This is a genomic window from Rhizobium sp. C4 (genome assembly GCF_021026315.1).
In the GTDB taxonomy this organism is placed as follows: domain Bacteria; phylum Pseudomonadota; class Alphaproteobacteria; order Rhizobiales; family Rhizobiaceae; genus Ensifer_A.
In genome coordinates, this window is record NZ_JAJNCX010000005.1 from 142,191 (window position 1) to 167,363 (window position 25,173).

23 protein-coding genes are annotated in these 25,173 nt (G+C 60.6%); 12 read left to right on the forward strand and 11 right to left on the reverse strand.

Annotation, left to right across the window (positions count from 1 at the left end; all coding sequences use genetic code 11):
• Positions 1-121: 121 nt before the first annotated feature.
• Both LQK84_RS11045 and LQK84_RS11050 read right to left on the reverse strand, forming a co-directional pair.
• Positions 122-1,090 carry an NADPH:quinone oxidoreductase family protein gene (locus tag LQK84_RS11045; RefSeq protein ID WP_230828771.1) on the reverse strand — a complete coding sequence of 323 codons (969 nt, stop codon included), beginning with the start codon at positions 1,088-1,090 and terminating at the stop codon, positions 122-124.
• Positions 1,090-2,358 (reverse strand): acyl-CoA dehydrogenase family protein, encoded by a 1,269-nt coding sequence (locus tag LQK84_RS11050; RefSeq protein ID WP_230828772.1) that lies wholly within the window; start codon positions 2,356-2,358, stop codon positions 1,090-1,092. Before LQK84_RS11050 ends, LQK84_RS11045 begins: the two co-directional genes overlap by 1 nt.
• Before the next feature lie 153 nt (positions 2,359-2,511).
• Between LQK84_RS11050 and LQK84_RS11055 the strand changes: the two genes are divergently transcribed.
• Both LQK84_RS11055 and LQK84_RS11060 read left to right on the forward strand, forming a co-directional pair.
• Positions 2,512-3,555, forward strand: a complete 1,044-nt coding sequence (locus LQK84_RS11055) for a phosphotransferase family protein (RefSeq protein ID WP_230828773.1) — start codon at positions 2,512-2,514, stop codon at positions 3,553-3,555.
• Between the two features lie 2 nt (positions 3,556-3,557).
• A complete protein-coding gene (locus LQK84_RS11060) occupies positions 3,558-4,349 on the forward strand; it encodes an SDR family NAD(P)-dependent oxidoreductase (RefSeq protein WP_230828774.1) in 792 nt (263 codons plus the stop codon).
• A 6-nt stretch (positions 4,350-4,355) separates the two neighbouring features.
• Here LQK84_RS11060 and LQK84_RS11065 read toward each other — a convergent pair whose 3' ends face one another.
• The 3 genes from LQK84_RS11065 to LQK84_RS11075 form a co-directional block, all read right to left on the reverse strand.
• Entirely contained in the window at positions 4,356-5,546 is a 1,191-nt protein-coding gene (locus tag LQK84_RS11065) for an AGE family epimerase/isomerase (RefSeq protein WP_230828775.1), read from the reverse strand.
• Positions 5,547-5,667: 121 nt separating this feature from the next.
• The gene (locus tag LQK84_RS11070; protein WP_230828776.1) at positions 5,668-6,066 is read right to left on the reverse strand and encodes a (R)-mandelonitrile lyase; all 399 of its coding nucleotides are present in this window, start codon (positions 6,064-6,066) and stop codon (positions 5,668-5,670) included.
• A gap of 59 nt (positions 6,067-6,125) precedes the next feature.
• Positions 6,126-7,043, reverse strand: a complete 918-nt coding sequence (locus tag LQK84_RS11075; RefSeq protein WP_230828777.1) for a sugar kinase — start codon at positions 7,041-7,043, stop codon at positions 6,126-6,128.
• A 264-nt stretch (positions 7,044-7,307) separates the two neighbouring features.
• On the opposite strand from LQK84_RS11075, the gene LQK84_RS11080 reads away from it, so the two are divergent.
• Entirely contained in the window at positions 7,308-8,087 is a 780-nt protein-coding gene (locus LQK84_RS11080; protein WP_230828778.1) for an SDR family oxidoreductase, read from the forward strand.
• Positions 8,088-8,131: 44 nt separating this feature from the next.
• Here LQK84_RS11080 and LQK84_RS11085 read toward each other — a convergent pair whose 3' ends face one another.
• Both LQK84_RS11085 and LQK84_RS11090 read right to left on the reverse strand, forming a co-directional pair.
• Positions 8,132-8,713 (reverse strand): outer membrane protein, encoded by a 582-nt coding sequence (locus LQK84_RS11085; RefSeq protein ID WP_230828779.1) that lies wholly within the window; start codon positions 8,711-8,713, stop codon positions 8,132-8,134.
• Positions 8,714-8,853: 140 nt separating this feature from the next.
• Entirely contained in the window at positions 8,854-9,759 is a 906-nt protein-coding gene (locus tag LQK84_RS11090) for a LysR family transcriptional regulator (protein ID WP_230828780.1), read from the reverse strand.
• A gap of 99 nt (positions 9,760-9,858) precedes the next feature.
• On the opposite strand from LQK84_RS11090, the gene LQK84_RS11095 reads away from it, so the two are divergent.
• From LQK84_RS11095 to LQK84_RS11105, 3 genes are read left to right on the forward strand one after another with little or no spacing between them, the layout of a single operon-like run.
• A complete protein-coding gene (locus LQK84_RS11095; protein ID WP_230828782.1) occupies positions 9,859-11,040 on the forward strand; it encodes an acyl-CoA dehydrogenase in 1,182 nt (393 codons plus the stop codon).
• A gap of 2 nt (positions 11,041-11,042) precedes the next feature.
• The gene (locus tag LQK84_RS11100) at positions 11,043-11,468 is read left to right on the forward strand and encodes a hypothetical protein (protein ID WP_230828783.1); all 426 of its coding nucleotides are present in this window, start codon (positions 11,043-11,045) and stop codon (positions 11,466-11,468) included.
• Complete coding sequence (locus LQK84_RS11105; protein ID WP_230828784.1) at positions 11,458-12,609, forward strand: CaiB/BaiF CoA transferase family protein; 1,152 nt, start codon at positions 11,458-11,460, stop codon at positions 12,607-12,609. The genes LQK84_RS11100 and LQK84_RS11105 overlap by 11 nt, the downstream gene beginning before the upstream one ends.
• Before the next feature lie 17 nt (positions 12,610-12,626).
• Here the strand turns inward: LQK84_RS11105 and LQK84_RS25235 are convergent, their stop codons facing one another.
• From LQK84_RS25235 to LQK84_RS11125, 4 genes are all read right to left on the reverse strand, one after another.
• Positions 12,627-13,805, reverse strand: coding sequence for a GGDEF domain-containing protein (locus LQK84_RS25235; RefSeq protein ID WP_230828785.1), 1,179 nt, complete (start codon positions 13,803-13,805; stop codon positions 12,627-12,629).
• A 177-nt stretch (positions 13,806-13,982) separates the two neighbouring features.
• Complete coding sequence (locus LQK84_RS11115) at positions 13,983-15,851, reverse strand: adenine deaminase (RefSeq protein WP_230828786.1); 1,869 nt, start codon at positions 15,849-15,851, stop codon at positions 13,983-13,985.
• Positions 15,852-15,875: 24 nt separating this feature from the next.
• A complete protein-coding gene (locus LQK84_RS11120) occupies positions 15,876-16,115 on the reverse strand; it encodes a hypothetical protein (RefSeq protein ID WP_230828787.1) in 240 nt (79 codons plus the stop codon).
• 193 nt (positions 16,116-16,308) lie between these two features.
• Positions 16,309-17,250 (reverse strand): LysR family transcriptional regulator, encoded by a 942-nt coding sequence (locus LQK84_RS11125; RefSeq protein WP_230828788.1) that lies wholly within the window; start codon positions 17,248-17,250, stop codon positions 16,309-16,311.
• A 163-nt stretch (positions 17,251-17,413) separates the two neighbouring features.
• On the opposite strand from LQK84_RS11125, the gene chvE reads away from it, so the two are divergent.
• The 6 genes from chvE to LQK84_RS11155 all read left to right on the forward strand — a co-directional run bounded on the left by chvE (position 17,414) and on the right by LQK84_RS11155 (position 25,124).
• Positions 17,414-18,484: a multiple monosaccharide ABC transporter substrate-binding protein gene (chvE, locus tag LQK84_RS11130; RefSeq protein WP_230828789.1), complete on the forward strand. Its 1,071-nt coding sequence runs from the start codon at positions 17,414-17,416 to the stop codon at positions 18,482-18,484.
• Positions 18,485-18,717: 233 nt separating this feature from the next.
• Complete coding sequence (gene mmsA / locus LQK84_RS11135) at positions 18,718-20,238, forward strand: multiple monosaccharide ABC transporter ATP-binding protein (protein ID WP_230828790.1); 1,521 nt, start codon at positions 18,718-18,720, stop codon at positions 20,236-20,238.
• 9 nt (positions 20,239-20,247) lie between these two features.
• A complete protein-coding gene (gene mmsB, locus LQK84_RS11140) occupies positions 20,248-21,453 on the forward strand; it encodes a multiple monosaccharide ABC transporter permease (RefSeq protein ID WP_230828791.1) in 1,206 nt (401 codons plus the stop codon).
• Positions 21,454-21,513: 60 nt separating this feature from the next.
• Complete coding sequence (gene araD / locus LQK84_RS11145) at positions 21,514-23,256, forward strand: L-arabinonate dehydratase (RefSeq protein ID WP_230828792.1); 1,743 nt, start codon at positions 21,514-21,516, stop codon at positions 23,254-23,256.
• Entirely contained in the window at positions 23,256-24,194 is a 939-nt protein-coding gene (locus tag LQK84_RS11150) for a Gfo/Idh/MocA family protein (protein ID WP_230828793.1), read from the forward strand. Before araD ends, LQK84_RS11150 begins: the two co-directional genes overlap by 1 nt.
• Positions 24,195-24,206: 12 nt before the next feature.
• Positions 24,207-25,124 carry a dihydrodipicolinate synthase family protein gene (locus LQK84_RS11155; protein WP_230828794.1) on the forward strand — a complete coding sequence of 306 codons (918 nt, stop codon included), beginning with the start codon at positions 24,207-24,209 and terminating at the stop codon, positions 25,122-25,124.
• Positions 25,125-25,173 lie beyond the last annotated feature (49 nt).

The window sequence follows — 25,173 nt, forward strand, 5'->3', positions numbered from 1 at the left end:
TGGTTATCATCATGGTTCTCGCGTCGACAAGGCGTTGCCGACGCATGCGCATATACGTTCGACGGACCTTCGCCGCAAGCCGTCGTCCCTAGTGTTCACCAGCCTGTTGATGGGCCGGCACTCAGGGTTCAAGAACTATTTTGCCTGAAACACCGCGTTCCATCAACTGTGTCAGAACTTTTGGTGCCTCCGACAGGGGATGACGTGCGCTGATCAGCGGCTTCACCTTGCCCTGCTGATGCCAGCCGAAGAGCTCGCGGACATTCTCCGCATAGGCTGCCGGTTCATGCTGGGTGAATGCGCCCCAGAAAACGCCGACGAGGGAGAATTCCTTCACAAGGGCCAGGTTGACGGGAAGCTGTGGAATGCGACCGCCGGCAAAGCCGACGACGAGATAGCGCCCGTTGCGGCCCATGGAACGAACCAGCGTGTCGAACGTGTCGCCACCGACCGGATCGAAGATCACATCCACGCCCTTTTTGCCGGCCAGCTCGCGCATGGTTTCCTTGAGATTATCGTAACCGATGACATGATCTGCGCCGGCCTGTCTGGCGGCCTCGCGCTTCTCATCCGTCGAGGCAATGGCGATGACATTGGCACCCATAGCCTTGCCGATCTGCACGGCGGCGAGACCCGTGGCACCTGCCGCACCGGCAACGACGAGTGTTTCGCCCGGCTTCAGTGTGCCGCGTTGCTTCAGGGCATGATGCGAGGTGCCGAAACCACACATGAGTGCGCAGGCGTCGGCGTCATCGACGCCGTCGGGAAGGGGAATGCATTGCGCTTCGGCAAAGACGCCCTTCTGCGCAAAGGCGCCGGTGCCGGCGGTGGCGACGACGCGCATGCCGGGTTTCAGATGTTTCACATCAGGGCCGGTGCTCTCGACAACACCCGCCATTTCCATGCCGGGTATGAAGGGCAGCTCGGGCTTGGCCTGATAAAGCCCCTGGACGAGAAGCCCATCCGGATAGTTGACCCCGATGGCCTTCGCCTTGATCACAACCTGAGAGCCGGTCGCTTCCGGCTCCGGCAGGTCTGAAAAGGCCAGGCCGTCAATCGGGCCGTAGGCATTGCAGAGGATCGCCTTCATCAGACTTTCTCCTGCGTATAGCGCTTGAGCTCTTCGCGCGCGATCTGGCGACGATGGACGGCATCGGGGCCGTCGGCGAAGCGAAGGGTGCGGACATTGGTCCACGAGCGCGCCAGCGGCGTGTCCTGGCTGATGCCCATCCCGCCATGCATCTGCATGGATTCGTCGATGATCTTCAGCGCCATGCGGGGCGCTGCCACCTTGATCTGGCTGATCCAGACAGCGGCTTCCTTCGGATTACCGCGATCGATCATCCAGGCGGCCTTCAGGCAGAGGAGGCGGGTCATTTCAATCTCGATGCGGGCCTCGGCGATGATGTCGAAATTCGCACCCAGTTCCGCGAGCTTCTTGCCGAAGGCTTCGCGGCGCAGCGCCCGCTGGCAAAGCCGCTCCAGCGCCATCTCGGCATGGCCGATGGCGCGCATGGTGTGATGGATGCGCCCGCCACCAAGTCGGCCTTGCGCAATCTCGAAGCCACGGCCTTCGCTGAGCAGAAGATTGGAGGCCGGCACGCGGACGTTTTCCAGCTTCATATGGAAATGCCCGTGCGGTGCGTCGTCATCGCCGAAGACTTCCATCGGACGGAGCTTGGTGATGCCGGGCGTGTCGGCAGGAACGAGGATCATGGAATGCTGCTCGTGCTTGCGCCGTTCCGTGCTCGGCGAATGCACCATGACGATATAGATCTTGCAGCGCGGATCGCCGGCGCCTGACGACCACCATTTCTCGCCATTGAGCACATAGTCATCGCCGTCGCGCTCGCAGCGCATGGAAATGTTGGTGGCGTCAGACGAAGCGACGTCCGGTTCCGTCATCAGGAAGGCGGAACGGATTTCGCCGTTCAGCAGCGGCTTCAGCCACTTTTCCTTGTGTTCGGGTGAGCCATAACGTTCGAGCACTTCCATGTTGCCGGTATCGGGCGCCGAGCAGTTGAAGACCTCGGCGGCGAGGAAGGACTTGCCCATTTCCTCGGCCAGATAGGCATATTCGACGGTGTTGAGGCCAAAGCCGTTCTTGGAATTCGTCAGCCAGAAGTTCCAGAGACCGCGTTCCTTGGCTTTTTTCTTGAGGCTTTCCAGGATCTCGGTCTGCCGCGCGGTGAAGGCGAACCGGTTGCCGCCTTCCGCCTTGCCAACTTCGGCGAGGTATTCCTCGTCGAGCGGCATGATCTCGTTGCGGATCATGTCGCGAACTTTGGCGTGGATGGGTTTCAGACGCTCTGTCATGCCAAGCGGCATGCTGTCAGCCCCGGCGACGATATCGGACATGGCTTCCTCCGTTGCGTCCGACCGGAGCCTCTTGCTCCGCCTCCATCGGACGAAAAATTCTGGTTGTAATGCTGCATCAGGTGAACATACTACCGAGTATGTTGTCAATTGTCCCCGAATGCGGCAATGATATTTCATATGGGAGGAATTCAAATGACAGATCAGCATCAGGGGTCACATCTCCTGGACCTTGCTGCGCTCGGGGAGGAGCTCGGGCAGGCCATTCCAGGTTTCGGCGTGCTGCAGTCGGCGACGAAATTCTCCGACGGACAGTCGAACCCGACCTACCTTTTGACCGCAGACGGCAAGCGTTATGTGCTGCGCGCCAAGCCGCCGGGGCAGCTGCTGGCCTCGGCTCATCAGGTGGACCGGGAGTTTCGGGTGCTGCGCGCGCTGCATGGCAGCGCCGTTCCGGTCCCTGACGCGCTCTATCTGTCGCCGGAACAGTCGTCGATCGGGCGCATGTTCTATGTGATGAGCCATGTGGAAGGACGGATTCTCTGGGATCCGGCGCTTCCCGGTGAAACGGTGGAGAGCCGGAGTGCGATCTATGATGCGATGAACAGGGTTCTCGCCGCACTCCACAGCGTCGATGTGAATGCCGTGGGCTTGAGCGATTTCGGCAAGCCGGGCAGCTATTTCGAGCGTCAGATCGGTCGCTGGGCGAAGCAATATCGGGCCAGCGAGACGGAAAAACTTGAAGACATGGACTGGCTGATCGACTGGCTGGAAAAGCACGACGCCGGCGACGACGGGCAGGTGGCGCTGGTCCATGGCGACTACCGCATCGACAACATGATCTTTTCCGAGGGCGGCGCGGATGTGCTGGCGCTGCTCGACTGGGAACTCTCGACGCTCGGCCATCCTCTGGCGGATCTCGCCTATCAATGCATGCAGTGGCGCTTGCCGAACCAGGGCAATTTCCGCGGCATTGGCGGCCTGGACCGCGAGGCGCTCGGCCTGCCGCTGGAGGCGGACTATGTGCGGATATATTGCGAACGGCGCGGCATCGACATTCCGAAGAACTGGGTCTTCGCGCTTGCCTTTTCCTTCTTCCGGATCGGGGCGATCATCCAGGGTGTTGTCAAGCGCGCGCTCGACGGCAACGCGTCGAACCCGGAAAAGGCGCGCCAGCTTGCCGCTGCTGTCCCGCTTGTGGCGCGCATGGCGCGCGATCTCGTGAACAAGGGAGAATGACAATGAAGCAGTTCGATGGGCTCACGGTTCTGATCACCGGTGCAACGGGAGGATTTGGCGAGGCTGCGGCGGATCGCTTCTATCAGGAGGGCGCCAATCTCGTCCTTTCCGATCTGACGGAGGAGGCGGTCGATCGCATTGCGAGCCGCTACGACTCGGCGCGTGTCGCCACGCTTGCGGGCTCGGTGGCAGAGGAGAAGCTGTCCGAGGATCTTGTGCAGCTGGCGCTGGACAGTTTCGGTTCGCTCGACGTTGCCGTCAACAATGCCGGCATTGCGCATCCGCTGATGAAATTGCCGCAGATCGACAGCGAGCTGGCGCGGCGCGTCATCGATATCGACCTGATGGGCGTCTTTTATGCCCTCAAGCATCAGCTTCCGGTGATGGAGAAGCAGTATCGCGAGCGCGGTCGCAAGGCTGCCATCGTCAATGTCGCCTCGGTTGCCGGCGTGGCCGGTGCGGCGACGGCAAGCGTTTATGCCGCTGCAAAGCATGGGGTCGTCGGCCTGACGAAGTCCGCGGCGCTCGAATATGTCCGGCGCGGCATCCGCATCAATGCGCTCTGCCCGTCCTTCGCCAGAACGCCGATGGTTACGAAAATGCTGGATGCCCAGGTCGCCAGCGGTCAGGCGACTCGGGACGAGGCGGAAGCGCATCTCACACGCGGCATCCCTGCTAGGCGCCTCGGCGAGGTCTCGGAGATCATCGAGGCACTGATCTTTGCCGCATCGCCGGCCAATTCGTTCTACACCGGCCAGACGATCCAGGTCGACGGTGGCATGACTGCCACCTGACAGGGATCAGGATGCCTTCTGCAAGGCATCGAAATTGTCGCGGGCCTCATAGATGGCGCAGAGGATGTGATAGAAGGTGCTTGCAGGTGCCGGCTCGTCGACCAGCCGGCCATCGGGCAGCCTCTTGTCATACCAGAGCCCGCGGACCGGCGTTCTCAGAAACTCCAGAAACGCGTCCGCGGCTTGGGTCGCGGAGGCGACATAATGCGCGCGCTTTTGGGGACTTCCGACGACCGCAAGCTTGGTGGCGGCCTTCAGCCACTCGGTTTGCGGCCACATGCGTGCGACGGCATCATGCACCGAGAAGTCGTCATAGAGGCTCATGACCGCCACTTTCCCATCTGCGGACATGCCGTAGGAAATGCCGATTTCGAAGAGCCTTTCCGCTTTAGCGATCGCCGCCGCATTGTTTCGCAACGCACCCCAGCGCGCCAGAAGCCACGCCCATTCGAACTGATGACCGGGCTCCATGATCCGGCCTTGCTCGGAGGGGTGCGGGTTCCAGTCGTGGTCGAAGAACTCCCGCAGCCCGCCAGATTGTGCGTCGATGAATTTCGTGAGCGCGAGGTTTGCGATTTCGTCGGCAAGCTCGGTCCAGACCTGCGGACGTTCGGCAAGCGCCTCCCAGGCAAGCGCCGCCTCGAAGAGATGCATGTGCGGATTGGAGCAGAGCGGCAGGCTCGGCGGATCGGAATGTTCGAAGCCCGCGGACGGATGCTTGTGATGGGTCGTCAGCAAACGCAGCAGTTCGACCGCCTTTTCTTCCATGCGCATCGTCGCGTCAGGAAAGCTTGCGGCGACCTGCGAGAACGAGAAGAGCGCGAAGGCCTGATTGTAGAGATCGTAGTCCGGATTGATCAGTTCGCCCTGCGGGCTGGCAAGCGCGCCATAAAGTCCGTCATGCTTGCGGAACGTGTGCTCGAAATAGGTGAGGCCATTCCTGACGATCGTATCCCAGTCGCCCGGAAGGCTGCGCAGATGGGCGGCGCTGAAGCAATAGAGCTGGCGTGGCTGCACGCGGGCCCGGCGATTGTCGGCGACGACGGGCTGGCCGTCCTGTCCGATCCGCTCATGGAAGCCGCCCGTCGTGCTCTCGACCCCTGCGGAGCTCCACAGCGGCAGCGCAGCGCTCTCCAGCCAGTCGGTGAGGTTTGCAAGCGCCTTTTCGAGGCGTGACGTCGTTTCAGCGTTTGACATGCGGATTAAATGATCCTGATCCAATGAGATAGGCAACAAACAAGCGGAATTCAGCTCTGTTCCCGGAGAGTATGCAGGCGAGGTGGCTGGTCAAGCGTTTTAGGCCGCCAGGGTAAAGATCTCAGCGGCCGTCATACTGCGCATCGGTGACATGTTCGAGCCAGTCGACGGTTTTTCCATCGAGCGCCTCCTGGATGGCGATATGCGTCATCGCATGGGTCTCTGCCGCTCCGTGCCAATGCCGTTCGCCCGGTTCGAACCAGACGACATCGCCGACGCGGATTTCTTCGACCGGGCCACCCTCGCGCTGAACGCGTCCGATGCCGGCCGTCACGATCAGCGTCTGTCCGAGCGGATGCGTGTGCCAAGCCGTGCGCGCACCCGGCTGGAACGTCACCGAGGCGGATGCGACGCGGGCAGGGGGCTCTGTCTGGATCAGAGGCTCGACCCGAACCTGACCGGTAAACCAGTCGGAGGGGCCGGGGTTCGAGCTTCGCTGTTCGAGGCGGTTGATTTTCATCATCGATCTCCCTTGGGTGCCCATATCGCATCAATCGCGTTGCAGTGGCAACGGTGCGCCTATCGAACAAGTTCCGCCATGGGGAGAAGTGCGCCGCGATGCATGATCACCTGCAGCGAGACAGAGTGGCCGCGCGCTATCGCCTCGTCCGGCTTGGCGCCGGTGACGAGGGCCGAGAGAAAGCCGCCGTTGAAACTGTCCCCGGCGCCCGTTGTGTCGACCGGCTTCACCCGTTCGATCGCACTCGTCAGGTAGCGCTCCTGGGGCTCCGCAAGCAGCATCGGCCCGCCGCCATTCTTGACGAGAACCATCTTGGCTCCCGCCGCCAGATACCGGTCTGCGCAGGCATCGAGATCGGCATCGCCAAAGGTTGCGGCCTCATCGTCGAAGCTTGGCAGGAGGAAGTCGGAAACGCCGGCCGCCTGCATCGTCACGGCGCGCATTTCTTCCGGTGACGTCCAGAGGCGCGGACGAAGATTGGGATCGAAGACGATCGTCTTGCCATTCGAGCGGGCGGTGATCATCTCTTCAAGGAGATTGGCCCGGCCGGCTTCGGGGAGGATTGCCATGGTGATGCCTGAGAAATAGATCACGTCGGCGCCGGCAAAAGCCTCGGAGAGCGCGCGCCTGTCATCTGCCAAGGTCTTGGCCGCAGACTGATCCCGCCAGTAGGTAAAGCTGCGCTCGCCATCGGTGATCTCGATCATGTAGAGCCCGGGGCGACGGGTCGGATGAACGCCGATAAGGCTGGTGTCGATGCCGTTCTGCTGGAAGAAAGCCAGCATCTTCCTGGAATAGACGTCTTCGCCGAGGCGGGTGTAATACGAGACCTTCCAGTCGTCCCTGGGCAGGCAGGCGCGGGCATACCAGGCGGTGTTCATGGTGTCGCCGGCAAAGCCGAGACGGAAATCCGAGCCGCCAAGCGATGCCATTTCGATCATGCATTCGCCCACGGAAAGAAATGTCTTCCTGCCCATTCTCGCATTCTCCTCCTGCTGCTTCCATGTCGTCTCGCACAGGCCGTCAAGCTGCGCAAGGATGCGGTGGCGGAGCGGGCGCTGCCCAGCGATTGAATCCCCGAACAAGTCTCCGCGCAGTCCTTTCCATCATCCACCTGAATGTGGGGTGAGGCCATTGCAGTTTTGGATGTGGTTGATACACTCTGTTCAGCATTGAACTGATTTCGCGCGCGCCGCGATGGATTGCCGGTACGAGGATGCCGGTTTGGGAGAGAGACGAGAATGACTGATCTGTTCGACCTGTCTGGCCAGACGGCCCTGATTACCGGTGGCTCGCGCGGGCTTGGCCTGCAGATTGCCGAAGTCCTTTCCGATCATGGTGCAAGAGTGATCCTCACGGCACGAAAGCAGGCCGAGCTTGACGAGGCCGTGGCCCATATCTCTGCGCGCGGCGGCAAGGCGATCGGCATCGCAGGCGACCTGTCGAAGACAGACGATATCCCCGATTTCGCCGCCAAGGTTCTCGATGCCAGCGGCTCGGGCGTGCAGATCCTCGTCAACAATGCGGGTGCGACCTGGGGTGCGCCTGCGGAAGACTATCCGATCGAAGCCTGGAACAAGGTGATGAACCTCAACGTCACGTCGATCTTCATGCTCAGCCGCGAGATCGGCCGGCTCTCGATGATCCCTGCCAAATATGGGCGCATTCTCAACATCGCTTCCGTCGCAGGCCTCGGCGGCAATCGCGCTGATCTGAACATGAAGACGATCGCCTACAACACGTCCAAGGGAGCCGTCATCAACTTCACCAAGACGCTGGCCGTCGAGTGGGGGCATCACGGCATCACCGTCAACGCGCTTTGCCCGGGCTTCTTCCCGACCAAGATGGCAAAGGGCCTGATGGACCAGATGGGTGCCGCCCTGCTGCCGTCTGTCCCCAATGGCCGTTTCGGCGGTCCCGAAGACCTGAAGGCGCCGGCGCTCATGTTCTGCTCCAAGGCAGCCGGTCATATGTCAGGTCAGTGGCTCGCCGTTGATGGCGGGATGACTGCATCGGGGTGAGAGAGGTCCGGCGGGCGGATCATGGACCTCCGCATGGGGCGGCTCTAGAAACGCACACCAAGCCCGACATTCAAGACATGTTGCCGGAAGCCGACCGACGAGCCGCCACCGCTCAGCGTTTCAAACTGGTTGAACCGGTATTCGCCGCGGGCGAAGATGTTTTCGGTAATCTTGAAATCTGCGCCTGCGCCAACTGTATAGCCATTGATCCACTGGTTGGCGCTGCCGAGGCCAGTGACCTTGGCAAATACATTCGTGCCAGTCCAGCCACCGGCCAGGAACAGATTGGCCGGGCCGAGGTCGTAACCGACCTTGCCACGAACGCTTGCGCCGAAATCCGTGCCGACGCTACCGGTGAAGCCGCCCGACGTTGCCGTAAGGGCATTCCAGTCATAGGAAATGTCGCCTTCGAGCCCGATCAGCCAGCCTTGGCCAATCAGGAAATCTGCACCGGCGAACCCGCCAAGTCTTCCGCCGTTCAGGTCGGTGCTTCCGGATGCACCGCTGACGGTTGCGCTGGCGTGGACTGATCCGTAGCCACCGAAAGCCCCGATATAGAAGTTGTCACCAGCCGCCGCAGCAAATGGAACAGCTGAAAACGCCATTGCGAGAACAAGTTTCCGCATATGTCTCTCCCGTTTTAGGTGAGAAATATGAAAGCACGACCTTGTGGTGCTGTCTATCAGGTTTTTCTAAGATGGACGTCCGGGTATGGTTGGCAGCTAGAGCACCCTCTGTCATGGGAGGGGGACGTGATGAGGCATGCCTACGCCAGTCCAGCCGCCTCGACCTCTGCGCTGAGCCAGTCCGAAAGCCGCTTTGCTGCGGGGTGCGGCTGTCTGTTGGCCGGCGTGACGAAATAGTAGCTGCTGCGGCTTTCGATCGCGCGGTCGATTGCCTTGACAAGTGTTCCCTCCTGCAACTCTGCCTGGATCAGGAAGAGCGGCATAAGGGCAACGCCGAGACCGGCGATGCAGGCCTGCGAGACATGCATGAACTGCTCGAAGCGCATGCCCTCGCGATGGGATCGCTTGACGCCGAGCGTCGAGAACCAGTGCTGCCAGGCCTCGGGCCGCGAGGCCATTTCCAGAAGCGGCATGGAGATCAGCGCCTCCGGTGTCCGCACCGGATTTTCTTTCAGGAATTGCGGGCTGCAGACCGGCACGACATGCTCGCGCATCAGAAAGCGGAAGTGACTGTCCGGCCAGTCGGGCTTGCCGACATGGATGGCCGCATCCAGCCGTTCCTGGTCGAAATCGACCCGGCCGATGCGGGTCGCGAAATTGACGGTAAGGCCCGGGTTCTGCTTCAGGAAGGCAGGCATTCGCGGCATCAGCCATCGTGTGCCGAATGTCGGCAGGATGGCGAGCCCGAAGACGGCCGAGGCGTTGTCGGACATCGCCTCCAGCGACAGCAGTCGAAGGTTTCTGAGAAGCGCATCCGCGCCTTCCGCAAACCGGCGGCCCTTGTCCGTCAGTTCGACGCCGCGGTTCGTGCGGTTGATGAGCGCCACGCCGAGCTGTTCTTCGAGAAGAGCGACATGACGGCTGATGGCGCCGGGCGTCAGGTTGAGGGCGGCGGCGGCGGCGCTCATGCTGCCGAGCCTTGCCACCGCATCGAAGGCGGAGAGGGCGGCGGTCGAGGGCAGGAGGCGGCGCTGTGTTGGTTCCATCTGCTTTGAGTAAAGCTCAAAGCGACGAAAGTAAATATGATTTGCGCCGGAGGGTGAATCTGGGGAAAGTGGCTTCAACAATCGAGGAGCCGCATCACCATGTCATCGAGTTTTTCCTGGAACGATCCCTTTCTCCTGGACGACCAGCTTTCCGACGAAGAGCGCATGATCCGCGACAGCGCGGCCGCCTTCGCGGAGGCCGAGCTTCTTCCGCGTGTCAACGAGGCCTATCTTCACGAGACACCTGCGCCTGAGCTCTTCCCACTGATGGGCAAGGCTGGTCTTCTCGGCGTGACGCTGCCGGAGAAGTATGGCGCCGCCGATGCGAACTACGTCTCCTATGGCCTGGTTGCCCGTGAGGTCGAGCGTATCGACAGCGGCTATCGCTCGATGATGAGCGTTCAGTCCTCGCTCGTCATTCATCCGATCAACGCCTATGGCTCGGAAGAGCAGAAGGACAAGTATCTGCCGGGTCTCGTCTCCGGCGAGTTGATCGGCTGCTTTGGCCTCACCGAGCCGGATGCCGGTTCCGACCCGGCCGGCATGAAGACGCGCGCTGAGAAGATTTCCGGCGGCTATCGCCTCAAGGGCGCGAAGATGTGGATCTCGAATTCGCCTTTCGCCGATGTCTTCGTCGTCTGGGCGAAATCGGAAGCGCATGATGGCCAGATCCGTGGCTTCATTCTCGAAAAGGGCATGAAGGGCCTTTCTGCGCCGGCGATCAAGGGCAAGCTCTCGCTGCGCGCATCGACGACGGGCGAAATCGTTCTCGACGGCGTTGAAGTCGGCGAAGACGCGCTGCTTCCGAATGTTTCGGGTCTCAAGGGTCCGTTCGGCTGCCTCAATCGTGCGCGCTACGGCATTTCCTGGGGCGCGATGGGCGCTGCCGAGGACTGCTGGTTCCGTGCTCGCCAATACGGTCTCGACCGTCACCAGTTCGGCAAGCCGCTGGCCGGCACGCAGCTTTTCCAGAAGAAGCTCGCCGACATGCAGACCGAGATCGCACTTGGCCTGCAGGCCAGCTTGCGCGTCGGCCGCCTGATGGACGATCACAAGTTCTCTCCGGAAATGATCTCCATCATCAAGCGTAACAATTGCGGCAAGGCACTCGATATCGCGCGCCAGGCCCGCGACATGCATGGCGGCAACGGCATCCAGATCGAGTATCACATCATGCGCCACGCGCAGAACCTCGAAACGGTCAACACGTATGAGGGCACACATGACGTTCATGCGCTGATCCTTGGGCGTGCCCAGACCGGCATTCAGGCATTCTTCTGATGATGTCAGAAGCGGTCGTCGCCGTTCGCCTTTCGGCAATCGTTGCTGCGACCGTTTTCGCTGCCGGCTTTGCGTTCGGAATTCTGCGCATCTGGGTTGTCGCACCCCTGCTGGGACCGTTGACTGCTGTCGTTTTGGAAGTGCCCCTCATGCTGCTCATTGCCTGGGGCGTGATCTTGTGGCTCGACGCTGCGCGGATATTGGCCCCATCCAGTGCAATCCTGATGGGGGTGAGCGCGTTTATCCTTCTGCAGGCCGGAGAAACGTTGTTTTCCGGCCTTCTCGGACCGGGCAACGCCTTTGCGGCCAATGTTCAGGTCTACTGGGCCGATCGGTCTCCGGAACGCTGGGTCGGTTTCTTGGGGCAGGTGCTCTTTTCCACTCTTCCATATATCCAAGTCGTGAGGTTCAGACGCCATGAACGCTAATTCGCCGCTTTCGGGCCTCAAGGTTATCGAGCTTGCCCGCATTCTGGCCGGTCCTTGGATCGGCCAGACGCTGGCCGATCTCGGGGCCGATGTCATCAAGGTCGAAAGCCCCGAGGGCGACGACACGCGCGGCTGGGGACCGCCCTTCATCGAAATCGATGGCGAGAAATCGGCCGCCTATTTTCATGCCTGCAATCGCGGCAAGCGTTCGGTCATTGCCGATTTCGGCAAGCCGGAAGACCGCGATTTCGTGCTGGCGCTGCTCAAGGATGCCGATGTCGTCATCGAGAATTTCAAGGTCGGCGGCCTGAAAAAGTTCGGTCTCGACTATGAAAGCCTGCAAGCGCTCAACCCGCGCCTCATCTATTGCTCGGTCACCGGCTTCGGCCAGAGCGGGCCTTATGCTGCGCGCGCCGGCTACGATTTCATGATCCAGGGGATGAGCGGCTTTATGGATCTGACGGGCGAGCCGGACGGGCCGCCGGAAAAGATTGGTGTGGCTCTTGCCGACATCATGACCGGTCTTTACGGCACGATCGCCATTCAGGCGGCGCTGGCGCAGCGGCAAGTCACCGGGCGGGGACAGCTTGTCGATATGGCGCTTTTCGATACGATGACCGGGGTTCTGGCCAACCAGGCCATGAATTTCCTGGCCTCGGGCGTCGCACCGCGGCGGCTGGGCAATGCGCATCCGAATATCGTGCCGTACCAGACCTTTCCGGTGAGCGATGGTCATATCATCATCGCCTGCGGCAACGACCGGCAGTTTGCGGCAATCTGCGATATTCTGGGCTTAGAAGGCATCGCGAGCGACGAGCGGTATGCGACCAACCGCGCCCGCGTCGAAAACCGCGCCGAGGTCGCCGGCATGATCGAGGCGAAGACGCGGAGCTTTGCGCGCGACGAATTGCTGGCGCTGCTTGAGGCGAAATCGGTTCCGGCAGGACCGATCAACACGGTCGCCGATGTGTTCGCCGACCCGCAATTTCAGCATCGTGGCATGCGGATCGATCCGGAAGGCATTCCCGGCATTCGCTCGCCGATGGTGTTTTCGGACAGCGAACTGCAGCTGACACGGCGCGCGCCGAAGCGGGGCGAACATGATGCGGAGATCAGGGAAGGGCTGAAGAGCCGCTCCTGAGGGATTTTACGGCAGCGTCAGGCGCTTTTCGGGAGTGTTTCCGTCTGCCCCTTGGCGATGCGGATGCAGTTTCTGCCGGCCGCCTTTGCCGCGTAAAGTGCGCGGTCCGCGTCGGCAAACAGTTCCGAGGCCGAGAGCTGCTTGCCCTCGTCGACGCAGATACCCACAGACAGCGTGACATTGTTCATGTCGCCGGCCGGGTTTCTCAGCGTCTTCATGTTTCGCTGCAGCGTGATTGCATAGTGCATGAGGCGCGTGGCACACTCCGGGCCTGAGGCGATGATGGCGAATTCGTCGCCGCCCAGACGAATGGGCGTGAGGCCCTCGCTGGCATTGTCGAGCATGAAAAGCGCCAGCGAACACAGGATCTGGTCGCCCGCGGCATGCCCCTCGTTGTCGTTGACCGCCTTGAACTGGTCGATATCGACAAGTGCAAGCGAAACAGGCGCACCGGCGTGGATAAGCCCTGCCAGCATCTGGTTGAACACCGAGCGGTTCGGCAGACCGGTCAGAGGATCGGTCGTTGCCAGTCGCTTCAACGTCTCGTTTGCCTTCTGAACTTCCTCGTTTGCATGCTGCAGTGATGCGGCGAGTTCGGTCGCCTGAAGCGTCGTTGTATGATTGATCCGGAACTTGGCTTCACTCATGATAGCGCTGCGGATCAGCATGGCCATCAGCAGAAACACGTTTGAAGCGACGACCAGGTCAACCGTGTGGCCCTGCATCAGGAGCTTTATGATGGTCGAGAGAAGAATGGGGCCGCCAAAGGCCACAGAAATCCGCCAGTAGGCCAGGCTCTGGATGATTGCGCCGGTGGTGATGCCGGCCATGATGAAGACGATGTAGGCGCTCGTGCGGCTTTCAATCGTATCGAGGAAATAGATCGGCAGTGGAGCCCATGAGGCGCCGGCGATGAAGGCCAGGATTGTCAGATTTCGCAAAGCCTTGCCGGGGGCAAGGTGGGAGGCCATGCGCAGCTGCTTCAATCCGTAGATCATCCGCAGCACATTCAAGATGACGGTTCCGGCGAGCCAGGCAAAGACGAGGCCGCCGCGGCGCTCGTCGTATATCAGGAGAGCAGCAGAGCTTGCGATGAAGCAATTGGCTGCCAGGGATACGGGCAGGTTCGAAAGCACGCTCTGAAGTTGCGCCCTTTTGACTTCCTCTGAACCGTATTCGCCGCTGACTGCTTCCACCAATTCTGCCTTCAACTGATCAAAGTGTCGACATTCTATATTCCTTATATCTTTTAGACATGAAGCGTTTCAAAATGCTTGAAGAGCGTCACGCGATTTTAACGAAACCGCGAGATTTGGCCATCTGACTGTTCTGATTTGGGAATTTTGCCGATTTTGGCTGATCGGAGCGTGCAACTACCACACGATAGGGTGTGTCGCTCCGGTCTGAACGTTAACGAAACCTTCCGGTGCTCGTTCGTTGGGGGCGACGAGAACCCAGCGCCAGGGCGCGCAGGTCAGTGTCGCAAAGGCCAGCCGCTCGGGGAAGCCGGGCCACCAGCGGGGCGAAAATGTCGGTTCATACATCCAGTCAATGGCTTCGCCGGCCTTGTAGAGCGCCTGCATTTCCTCGTGCAGTGCTTCCGGCGGGCGGCAGGTCATGAGGCCGCCGACTTCGTAGCGGACAGTGGCGGTCACCTTGCCGCGATCGACCAGCGCCCAGCCGCCCTGCATCCCGGCAATCGTATTGACCGCGAGAGCCATGGCGGCGTCCGATGAGCCGACTGCCCAGATATTGTGCTTGTCATGCCCCATGGAGCAGGCCAGCGCGCAGTCGGGTGTCGAAGGGCCGGTGCCGAGCCAGAACATCTTGCCGACATTCGTCCGGCCCGAGAAGCGATCGACAACCGCGAATTTGGTGACGTTTCGGCTCGTATCGCGCTGGACCTCGCCGTTTTCGACGGGAAGTTCCATGCTGATGAAGTCGTCATGCCAATGGAACGGGCGAAGCAGGGCCGCGTTCATGGTCTCACGGCCGGGCTCGGCGGCGATCGCAAAATCGGCAGCCGTCAGGCCGTCGCCGATCTTGACGGTCTGCCGCGCCCAGTCCGGCCAGTCGATCTTCGGGATCGCAGGCAGGTAGGTCTTGCCGTCCGACACTTGGTCGCCATCGGCCCACACCTTGGCAATCGACAGCGTCTGAACGTCATCGAGCAGCACGATATCGGCGAAACGGCCAGGCGCGATCGATCCGACCCACGGCGTCAGGCGCATGTGCCGCGCCGGATTGATCGTGACGCACTGGATTGCGATCTCCGGCGGCAGGCCATTTTCGATCGCGAGGCGAACATTGTAGTCGGTCGCGCCGAGCTTCAGCGTATCCGAGCAGGAGCGGTCATCCGTGCAGAAGGCGAATTGCGACCAGTCCGACTGCCCGCGCGCCAGCAGCGCCTTGATGATCTCGGGGAGGGAATGCGGCCGGATCTCGACGAACAGGCCGCGGCGAAGCTTGTCCAGAACCTCTTCCGGCGTCCAGGCTTCGTGATCGGAGGCCATTCCCGCGGCGGCAAAGGCGTTGATCTCCGGCAGGGCGCGCATGCCCGCCGCATGGCCTTCGACCACGCCCCGCTGTTCGAACGTGGCGCGGATCATGCCCCAAAGCCGGTCATAGGACGGGTTTTCCGGATTCCAGACGGAGGGCCAGTCCATGACCTCGTCAAGCCCTGCGACCATCAGGCTTTCCCGCAGGAAACTCTGCTGCTCGGCATGACCGAAATAGCCGCCGCCGAACTCATAGGCCGTTGGCGGCACGGCGGAGCCGGGAAGGGGGAAGATCTTCAGCGGCGATCCGTGGCGTCGCGCCGTCATCCAGAATTCGAGATTGTGCGGCCCATCGACATTGGAAAATTCGTGGCTGGCTTCGCAGGTCCAGGTATTGCCGCGCGGCAGAACCATGGCCGCCTCGTATTCCGGGGTCAGGTGAGAGCTCTCGATGTGCTTGTGCACCTCGCCGAAGCCCGGAACGGCGGAGAGGGCGGGTTCATGCACCTCTTCTGCGGCTTCGCCGGGCCAGGAGCCTGCCGGCCCGACATAGGCGATCCGCCGACCTGAGATGACGATTTCCTGGTCGTCGAGCCATTCGCGACCATGCACATCAAGCAGGCGTCCGACCCGGAGTTTCCGGTCGGCCGGGCGTTTGCCGAGCGCGACAAGCGTCAAATGCTGACGAATACGGGTTTCTCCCTCTCCCGTGACGAAGAGGTCGTCGGCAGCACGCTCATTCATGACAATGTCCGGATTTTAGAAGCTTCAGAGGAAGCGTTTGCGCAGGTCGAGGAGGGAAAACAGGCCGAGGATAGACATGAGAAAGGCCGTGCCGCCGGCAACGACAACACGCTCGCCGAGCCCCATGGCTGCAGCGGCGGGCTTCGAGGCTTCATCCGGCCTGACCGCATTCTCCATCAAATGACGGGTCAGACGTGCGTTGATCGACGCGTCGACATCGTCAGTTTCGGGTCGGTTTTCAGCTTTTTCCGGTTGGATGCCCAAGAAGCCAGCTCCATCTCTCGCATCAATGCGTAAACTTCACAATGAGTTAACGATATTAGCAACTGATCCGTTTGGCAACCGCCCCGCGCCTGTTGCCGGATCAAACTGCAACATTGCAGTGGGAAACGGGCCATCGCGAGTGAAGGGGGGCAACGTGCCACGCCTGCGACAGGGACTTTGACTGGCGAAATCTCTATTCGCGATGGCGGCCGCTTGCCAGTCCGGCAAAGACCAGTTCGCGCAGGCGGGTGGCGAGCGGGCTCATCAGTTGATGCTTGCGGGAGATCAGGTGATAGGGCGTGACGACGACCGAGTCGGTCACATCAAGGGCTGCCACCCGTCCGCCGAAAACCTTCGGTCCGAGCAGCTCCACCACTTCCTGCGTGATCGGCGCAATCGCGTCCGAGGTTGTCAGATAGGATATCATGACGAGCATCGACGTGGTGTTGACGGTTTCCTGCGGAGAGGGGAGGCCCTGGCTCAGAAACGCTTCCTCGATCGCGTGGCGCATAGGCGTGCGCGGTGCCTGCATGAGCCATTCATAATCGGAGAGGTCCCCCAGCCGCAGCTTCTTCCGACCTGCGAGAGGGTGGCCTTCGCGGACCAGAAAGCGAATGATTTCAACGCGTCCAGTCAGGATATTGAACTGTCTGGAATCGGTTCCGGGCGGCAGTCGCGAGAGGACGAAATCATATTCGCCGTCAATCAGCCCCTGGATCAGAACGTCGCTCGGCGCAACATCGACGTAAATGTCAGCCGAGCCGGTATTCGCCTTCAGCTTCTGGATGGCCGGCACGACGAAGGCGACGGCTCCACCGGTCACCGATCCGACGCGCACGCTTCCCGACTTCCCGGAAGTCACAGCCGTGACCTCCTGCAGTGTCTGCTCCAGCCCGTTCAAGAGACCCGCCGCATTGCGCGCCAGGATCTCGCCTGCTGGCGTTGCCGTCATACCTTTCGGATGGCGCACGAAAAGGGTCATGCCCACCATCCGCTCTATGCTTGCCAGCATGCGAGAGGCCGCCGGCTGCGTCAGCGACATGCGCTCGGCGGCGATGGCCAATTGCCCGGTTTCATAGATGGCGCGGATGAGACGGAAATCTTTGAGCTGAAGTCGGTTCTGGAGAACTTGCACGGATCACTTACCAAATTTGTTATGCAGATTGTCTGCATATGCAATTGAAAGTCAAGTTGCGACTTTTCTAATTGGTGCGGGATCAAATGAGGTCTCAAGGGACTCGCCATCGTATTGTTTTGAAAGCGATCATGGCGCTGTCGTATCAATCCGGGAGGATTTAATGAGAAAACTAATTTCCGCTCTGGCGTCGATTGCACTCGGCGCTGGTCTGATGACCGCTCCTGCCTTCTCTGCCGACAAGGGCATGGTTGGCATCTCGATGCCGACGAAGTCGTCCACGCGCTGGATCTCCGACGGCGAGAGCATGGTCAAGAGCTTCAAGGATCTCGGCTACACGGCTGACCTTCAGTTCGCTGAAGACGATATCCCGAACCAGCTCGCCCAGATCGAAAACATGGTCACCAAGGGTGCCAAGGTTCTCGTCATCGGCGCCATCGACGGAACGACGCTGTCCGACATTCTCGCCAAGGCTCACACGGCCGGCGTGAAGGTCTTCGCATATGACCGCCTGATCCGCGAAACGCCGAATGTCGACTACTATGCGACCTTCGACAACTTCAAGGTTGGCGTTCTGCAGGCAGAATCGCTCGTGAAGGGCCTCAAGGAGCGCTTCCCGAACGTGAAGCCCTGGAACGTTGAACTCTTCGGCGGTTCTCCGGACGACAACAACGCCTTCTTCTTCTATGATGGCGCCATGAGCGTTCTGAAGCCGATGATCGACAAGGGCGAAATTGCCGTTGTTTCCGGTCAGATGGGCATGGACAAGGTCGGTACGCTCCGTTGGGACGGCGCTGTTGCGCAGGCTCGCATGGACAACCTTCTGTCGGCAAACTACACCTCCAAGAAGGTCAACGGCGTTCTGTCTCCCTATGATGGTCTGTCGCGCGGCATCATCTCCTCGCTCAAGGGCGTTGGCTATGATCCGGCTGGCAAGGAATTCCCGATCGTAACCGGTCAGGATGCCGAGCTTGCTTCCGTCAAGGGCATGATTGCTGGCGAACAGTATTCGACGATCTTCAAGGACACCCGCGACCTCGCTGCAACGACCGCCAAGATGGTTGATGCCGTGATGCAGGGCAAGACACCGGAAGTGAACGACTCCAAGACCTACAACAATGGCGTCAAGGTTGTTCCGTCGATGCTTCTCTCGCCCCATGTTGTCTACAAGGACGACATCGAGAAGGTTCTCGTTGGTTCCGGCTATTACACCAAGGACCAGATTGCCAAGTAATCTTGGTTGAACAGTCAGGGAAGTCCGGTTTTAGCCGGGCTTCCCATCCTGGAATGCCTGCCGTGATCCATGAAAATGGCGGCCCCTGCCGCATGGGGGTCTGGTCAGCCGGAAGGGCAGGAAAGAGTGCGGCGGTCCTTAATGACGCGACCGGCTCCTGATAAAAAGAACAACGCCCGCATCAAGCCTGCGACAAGTCTCGCAAATATGCTACGATGCGCCGGGGGAGTGAAATGCAGCCAATTCTCGAAATGCGAGACATCACCAAGACGTTCCCGGGCGTGAAAGCGCTGACGAATGTGAACCTTTCCGTGATGCCTGCAGAAATTCATGCCGTCGTCGGCGAAAACGGCGCGGGCAAGTCGACGCTGATGAAGGTTCTGTCCGGGGTTTATCCGGATGGTACGTTTACCGGCAAGATCATGTTCGAAGGCAAGGAACAGAAGTTCTCTGCCATCAGCGACAGCGAAGACATCGGCATCATCATCATCCATCAGGAGCTTGCCCTTGTGCCGCTTCTGTCGATCGCGGAAAACCTCTTCCTGGGTCACGAGACCGCGAAGATGGGCGTGATCAACTGGTACGAGGCCTATGCCCGCACCAAGGAACTTCTGGCGAAGGTCGGCCTCAACGAGAGCCCAGACACGCTGATCACCAATATCGGCACGGGCAAGCAGCAGCTGGTGGAAATCGCCAAGGCGCTGAACAAGAAGGTGAAGCTTCTCATCCTCGACGAACCGACGTCGAGCCTGAACGAAAAGGATTCCGACGCCCTTCTGGAATTGCTCATGGGCTTCCGCTCGCAAGGCATCTCGTCGATCCTGATCACCCACAAGCTGAACGAAGTGACCAAGGTCGCCGACCGTATCACGGTCATCCGCGATGGCTCCACCATCGACACGATGGACTGTTCGGACGGCACGGTCGACGAAGACCGCATCATCCGCGCCATGGTTGGCCGTGAATTGTCCGACCGCTATCCGCCGCGCCATGCGACGATCGGCGAGCCGGTTCTCGAGGTGAAGGACTGGTCGGTCTATCACCCGAACCACGCCGAGCGCCAGACGATCAAGGGTGTCAACCTGACGGTCAACGCAGGGGAAGTCGTCGGTATTGCCGGCCTCATGGGGGCAGGGCGCACCGAATTTGCGATGTCGCTCTTCGGCCGTTCGTGGGGCCAGAAGATCACCGGTTCGGTCAAGCTGCATGGCAAGGATGTCGATGTCTCGACCATTCCGCGCGCCATGGATGCGGGCCTCGCCTATGTGACGGAAGACCGCAAGACCTATGGTCTCGTGCTGATCGATCACATCAAGCACAATATCACGCTCGCCAATCTCGAAGATGTTTCGAAGAACGGCGTGATTGACGATATCCGCGAATTGCAGGTCGCCAACGGCTATCGCCGTGACCTTGCGATCCGCTCTTCGAGCGTGTTCCAGAAGACGGGGAACCTCTCGGGCGGCAACCAGCAGAAGGTTGTGCTGTCCAAGTGGCTGTTTTCCGGTCCGGACGTGCTCATTCTGGATGAACCGACGCGCGGCATCGATGTCGGCGCGAAATACGAAATCTATGGCATCATCAACAAGCTGGCGGAAGCCGGCAAGGCCGTCATCGTCATCTCCTCCGAAATGCCCGAACTTCTCGGCATGTCGGACCGGATCTATGTGATGAACGAAGGCCGCTTTGTTGCTGAAATGCCCGTCGCGGAGGCCTCGCAGGAGGCCATCATGCGCGCGATAATGAGATCATAGGAGAGAAACATGGCCCAGGCGACGGAAACATCGCGGGATAAGACCGATATTCTGCATTTTGTGAAGGCAAACATTCGCGACTACGCGCTGTTGATCTCCCTTCTCATCATCATGGCCTATTTCCAGTATTCGACCAATGGCACGCTGTTCATGCCGGTCAATATGACGAACATCATCCTGCAGAACAGCTACATCGTCATCATGGCGCTGGGCATGCTGCTGATCATCGTGGCGGGTCATATCGATCTGTCAGTGGGCTCTGTCTCGGGCTTTATCGGTGCGGTTGCGGCCGTGTTCATGGTGCAGTGGAAGATGGACACGGCGCTTGCTGTCGTTCTCTGTATTGCGCTGGGTGGCGTTATCGGTGCGATGCAGGGCTTCTTCGTGGCCTTCTATCGGATCCCGGCCTTCATCGTGACGCTTGCAGGCATGCTGGTGTTCAAGGGGCTGGCGCTGACCGTTCTCGGCGGTGCCTCTGTCGGTCCGTTCCCGAAGGAGTTCCAGCTCCTGTCTTCGGGCTATGTGCCCGACTTCACGACCTTCCAGCTTTTCGGTCAGCCCTTCAACGTGCTGGCCATGGCCATCGGTGTCGTCGTGACCGCGCTGATCATCCGCGCAAACTTCAAGGAGCGCAGCAATCAGCTTCAGCACTCCATGGCTGAAGAACCGAACGTCATCTTCTTCGGTCGCAACATTCTGATTGCGATCGGTTTCCTCGGCTTCACCTATCTGATGGCCCGCTATCGTGGTCTGCCGAACGTGCTGGTCGTGATGTTTGCCCTTATCGTGCTCTTCACCTTCATCACCACGCGCACGACCTTCGGTCGCCGCATCTATGCGCTCGGTGGTAACGAGAAGGCTGCAAAGCTCTCGGGTATCAATACCGAGCGCCTGATCCTTCTGACCTTCACCATCATGGGTGCGCTTGCTGGTCTTGCCGGCCTGATCTTCGCGGCTCGTCTGAACGTCGCAACCCCGAAGGCCGGTCTCGGCTTCGAGCTCGACGTGATCGCGGCCTGCTTCATCGGCGGTGCGGCCACAACCGGCGGCGTCGGCAAGGTCGTCGGCGCGGTCATCGGCGCCTTCATCATGGGTGTGATGAACAACGGCATGTCGATCATGGGTATCGGCATTGACTGGCAGCAGGTCATCAAGGGCGTCGTTCTGATGCTCGCGGTGTTCCTGGACGTTTACTACAAGCAGAAGCAGGGCTGATTTTTCAGCCCTCACTGACCTCGCGTCCCCTTACGAAACATAACCTTTTAAAGGTGCCCTATGACTTTCAAGCCTGCTCAATGGCCTAGAAAACTGCGTTCTCAAGAATGGTTCGGCGGCAACGGGCGCGACCAGATCTATCACCGCGGCTGGATGAAGAACCAGGGCCTGCCGCACCACATGTTCGACGGTCGCCCGGTCATCGGCATCCTGAACACGTGGTCGGAACTGACGCCCTGCAACGCGCATCTGCGCGATCTCGCTGAAAAGGTGAAGTACGGCGTCTATGAAGCCGGTGGCTTCCCGGTCGAAGTGCCGGTCTTCTCGGCCTCGGAAAGCGCCTTCCGCCCGACCGCGATGATGTTCCGCAACCTCGCCGCTCTCGCGGTCGAAGAAGCGATCCGTGGCCAACCGATGGATGGCTGTGTGCTGCTCGTCGGCTGTGACAAGACCACGCCGTCGCTCCTCATGGGGGCTGCATCTTGCGACCTGCCGACGATCATGGTCTCCGGCGGTCCGATGCTGAACGGCTATTTCCGTGGCGAGCGCGTCGGTTCCGGCACGCATCTGTGGAAGTTCTCCGAAGCCGTGAAGGCCGGTGAGATGACGCAAGCCGAGTTTGCCCAGGCAGAAGCCTCCATGTCGCGTTCGCCGGGCTCGTGCAACACGATGGGCACTGCGTCCACCATGGCCTCCATGATGGAATCGCTCGGCATGACTTTGTCCGGCAATGCCGCGATCCCGGCCGTCGACAGCCGCCGCCGCGTGATGGCGCACATGACCGGTATGCGGATCGTCCAGATGGTCAAGGACGACCTGAAGCCTTCCGACATCCTGAAGAAGGAAAACTTCGAGAACGCCATCCGCACCAATGGCGCGATCGGCGGCTCGACCAATGCCGTGATCCATCTTCTGGCGATCGCCGGCCGCGTCGGCATCGACCTGACGCTTGACGACTGGGATCGTTGCGGTCGCGAGGTCTCGACCATCGTCAACCTCATGCCGTCGGGCAAGTACCTGATGGAAGAGTTCTTCTATGCCGGCGGCCTGCCGGTCGTCATCAAGCGCCTGGGCGAAGCTGGACTCCTGAACAAGGATGCGCTGACGGTCGCCGGCAGCTCGATCTGGGACGAAGTGAAGGATGTCGTCAACTACAATGAAGACGTCATCCTGCCAGCTGACAGGCCGCTGACGGTTCACGGTGGTATCGCGGTCCTCAAGGGCAACCTTGCCCCGAACGGCGCTGTCCTGAAGCCGTCTGCCGCCTCCGCGCATCTCCTGAAGCATCGCGGCCGCGCCGTGGTCTTCGAAGACATCGACGACTACAAGGCCAAGATCAACGACGAAAACCTCGATATCGACGAGACCTGCGTCATGGTCATGAAGAACTGTGGTCCGAAGGGCTATCCGGGCATGGCCGAAGTCGGCAACATGGGCCTGCCGCCCAAGGTGCTCCGCAAGGGCATCACCGACATGGTTCGCATTTCGGATGCGCGCATGTCCGGTACCGCCTATGGCACCGTTGTCCTGCACACCTCGCCGGAAGCCGCCGCAGGTGGTCCGCTTGCCGTTGTCCGCAATGGCGACATGATCGAGCTCGACGTCGAGGCACGCCGCATCCATCTCGATATTTCCGATGCCGAGCTGCAGGCCCGTCTTGCCGAGTGGAAGCCGCTGCCGGATCAGCCGGAGTCGGGTTACGCCTGGCTGCACCAGACCCATGTCATGGGTGCTGACACCGGCGCCGACCTTGACTTCCTCAAGGGCTGCCGTGGCGCCCCGGTCGGAAAGGACTCGCACTGATGGCCATGAAGCTTGCCCTTGTCGGCATCGGCAAGATTGCGGTCGACCAGCACGTTCCGGCGCTGAAGGCGTCGTCGGACTGGGAACTCGCCGCAACCGTGTCGCGCCATGGAGCTGTGGAGGGCGTTGAGGCATTCGACGACTTCCACAAGATGCTCGCAGCCCGGCCGGATATCGAAACCGTGTCGCTCTGCCTGCCGCCGGTTCCGCGCTTTGAATATGCGAAGGCCGCCATCGAGGCCGGGCGTCATGTGATGCTTGAAAAGCCGCCGGGTGCGACCGTTTCCGAATGCCATGCGCTGGAAGCACTTGCCCGCAAGGCAGGCGTTTCGATTTACGCGACCTGGCATTCGTGCGAGGCGGAAGGCGTGGCGGCTGCCAAGTCCTGGCTCAAGGACAAGGCACTGAAGTCGCTGAAGGTGACGTGGAAGGAAGACGTTCGTCGCTGGCATCCGGGCCAGGCCTGGATCTGGCAGGCAGGCGGACTGGGCGTCTTCGATCCCGGCATCAACGCGCTGTCGATCGTGACCGAGATTCTCCCGGTTCCGATCCACCTGAAGGCAGCTGAATTGTCCTTCCCGTCCAACTGCGAGACGCCGATTGCGGCTGACCTGCAGTTCTTCCACCCGCAGGGTGCCGATGTCTCGGCCGTGTTCGACTTCCGTCAGGAAGGCGAACAGACCTGGTCGATCGACGTAGAGACGGAAGAGGGCAAGCTCAGCCTGACCGATGGTGGCGCGAACCTCTTCATCAATGGCGAGCGCCAGGCGGCGCTGGAAGGTGGACTGACCCTGTCAGGGGAATATCCGCGCCTCTATGCCAAGATGGCTGCGCTGGTTAAGGCTGGCGCCATTCACATGGATATCTCGCCGATGGCGCATGTTGCCGATGCCTTCCTGCTTGGCAAGCGCGTGACCGTCGAACCGTTTTACGAATAAGGTGCTTCGATTATGAAACATGTTTTGACCGGCATTCTGCCCGTTGCCCCGACGCCGTTTACGGCGGACGGTCGCGTTGACGAAGACGGCATGCGCCGTGTGCTCGATTGCATGATCGACCAGGGTGTCGATGCGATCTGCATTCTGGCCAACTATTCCGAACAGTTCGTTCTGTCGGACGAAGAACGCGCGCTGCTGACAAAGCTCTCTGTCGAGCATGTGGCCGGCCGCGTTCCGGTCATCGTCACCATCAGCCACTTTGCAACGCATATCGTGGTCGAGCGTGCCAAGTATGCGCAGAGCCTCGGCGCCTCGATGGTCATGATGATGCCGCCCTATCACGGTGTCGGCCTGGTGCCGGCTCCGCTCGGCATCTATGAGCACTTCAAGGCCGTGTCCGATGCGATCTCGATCCCGATCATGATCCAGGATGCTCCGATCTCCGGTGCGTCGCTGCCGGTGGACATGCTGGTGAAGATGGCCAAGGAGATCGAAAACGTCTCCTACTTCAAGATCGAAGTGCCGTTTGCAGCCGACAAGCTGGCGGCCCTGATTGAAGCAGGCGGCCCCGAGATTCTCGGTCCGTTCGACGGCGAGGAAGCAGTGACCCTGCTGGCGGACCTCGACGCCGGCGCAACGGGCACGATGACCTCGGCCATGTTCCCGGAAAAGATCCGTCCGATCGTGATCGATTATCGCGCCGGCCGGCTTGATGCGGCGCTGGCCCAGTGGCAGCGTTGCCTGCCGCTCGTCAACCATGAGAACCGTCAATGCGGCCTGCGCGCGGCGAAGACCGTGATGATGGAAGGCGGCGTGATCAAGAGCGATTATGTCCGCCATCCGCTGAAGCCGATGTCGGATCGCACCAAGCAGCGCCTGCTGTCACTGGCGCGTGACCTTGATGTGCTTGCCCTGAAATGGGGCAAGTAAGCCGGTTGAATGCCGGCGGATAGTAACCTAGATCAGTGGCGAGCGGCCC

What these genes read in the sequence shown, in the direction of transcription:
- LQK84_RS11150 (WP_230828793.1), top strand. Translation starts at nt 23,256, where the DNA reads ATGGCCATGAAGCTTGCCCTTGTCGGCATCGGCAAGATTGCGGTCGAC.
- mmsA (WP_230828790.1), top strand. Translation starts at nt 18,718, where the DNA reads ATGCAGCCAATTCTCGAAATGCGAGACATCACCAAGACGTTCCCGGGC.
- LQK84_RS11085 (WP_230828779.1), bottom strand. Translation starts at nt 8,713, where the DNA reads ATGCGGAAACTTGTTCTCGCAATGGCGTTTTCAGCTGTTCCATTTGCT.
- LQK84_RS11060 (WP_230828774.1), top strand. Translation starts at nt 3,558, where the DNA reads ATGAAGCAGTTCGATGGGCTCACGGTTCTGATCACCGGTGCAACGGGA.
- LQK84_RS11050 (WP_230828772.1), bottom strand. Translation starts at nt 2,358, where the DNA reads ATGTCCGATATCGTCGCCGGGGCTGACAGCATGCCGCTTGGCATGACA.
- LQK84_RS11045 (WP_230828771.1), bottom strand. Translation starts at nt 1,090, where the DNA reads ATGAAGGCGATCCTCTGCAATGCCTACGGCCCGATTGACGGCCTGGCC.
- LQK84_RS11095 (WP_230828782.1), top strand. Translation starts at nt 9,859, where the DNA reads ATGTCATCGAGTTTTTCCTGGAACGATCCCTTTCTCCTGGACGACCAG.
- LQK84_RS11105 (WP_230828784.1), top strand. Translation starts at nt 11,458, where the DNA reads ATGAACGCTAATTCGCCGCTTTCGGGCCTCAAGGTTATCGAGCTTGCC.
- LQK84_RS11100 (WP_230828783.1), top strand. Translation starts at nt 11,043, where the DNA reads ATGTCAGAAGCGGTCGTCGCCGTTCGCCTTTCGGCAATCGTTGCTGCG.
- LQK84_RS11090 (WP_230828780.1), bottom strand. Translation starts at nt 9,759, where the DNA reads ATGGAACCAACACAGCGCCGCCTCCTGCCCTCGACCGCCGCCCTCTCC.
- LQK84_RS11080 (WP_230828778.1), top strand. Translation starts at nt 7,308, where the DNA reads ATGACTGATCTGTTCGACCTGTCTGGCCAGACGGCCCTGATTACCGGT.
- mmsB (WP_230828791.1), top strand. Translation starts at nt 20,248, where the DNA reads ATGGCCCAGGCGACGGAAACATCGCGGGATAAGACCGATATTCTGCAT.
- LQK84_RS11115 (WP_230828786.1), bottom strand. Translation starts at nt 15,851, where the DNA reads ATGAATGAGCGTGCTGCCGACGACCTCTTCGTCACGGGAGAGGGAGAA.
- LQK84_RS11070 (WP_230828776.1), bottom strand. Translation starts at nt 6,066, where the DNA reads ATGAAAATCAACCGCCTCGAACAGCGAAGCTCGAACCCCGGCCCCTCC.
- LQK84_RS11155 (WP_230828794.1), top strand. Translation starts at nt 24,207, where the DNA reads ATGAAACATGTTTTGACCGGCATTCTGCCCGTTGCCCCGACGCCGTTT.
- araD (WP_230828792.1), top strand. Translation starts at nt 21,514, where the DNA reads ATGACTTTCAAGCCTGCTCAATGGCCTAGAAAACTGCGTTCTCAAGAA.
- LQK84_RS11055 (WP_230828773.1), top strand. Translation starts at nt 2,512, where the DNA reads ATGACAGATCAGCATCAGGGGTCACATCTCCTGGACCTTGCTGCGCTC.
- LQK84_RS11065 (WP_230828775.1), bottom strand. Translation starts at nt 5,546, where the DNA reads ATGTCAAACGCTGAAACGACGTCACGCCTCGAAAAGGCGCTTGCAAAC.
- LQK84_RS11075 (WP_230828777.1), bottom strand. Translation starts at nt 7,043, where the DNA reads ATGGGCAGGAAGACATTTCTTTCCGTGGGCGAATGCATGATCGAAATG.
- chvE (WP_230828789.1), top strand. Translation starts at nt 17,414, where the DNA reads ATGAGAAAACTAATTTCCGCTCTGGCGTCGATTGCACTCGGCGCTGGT.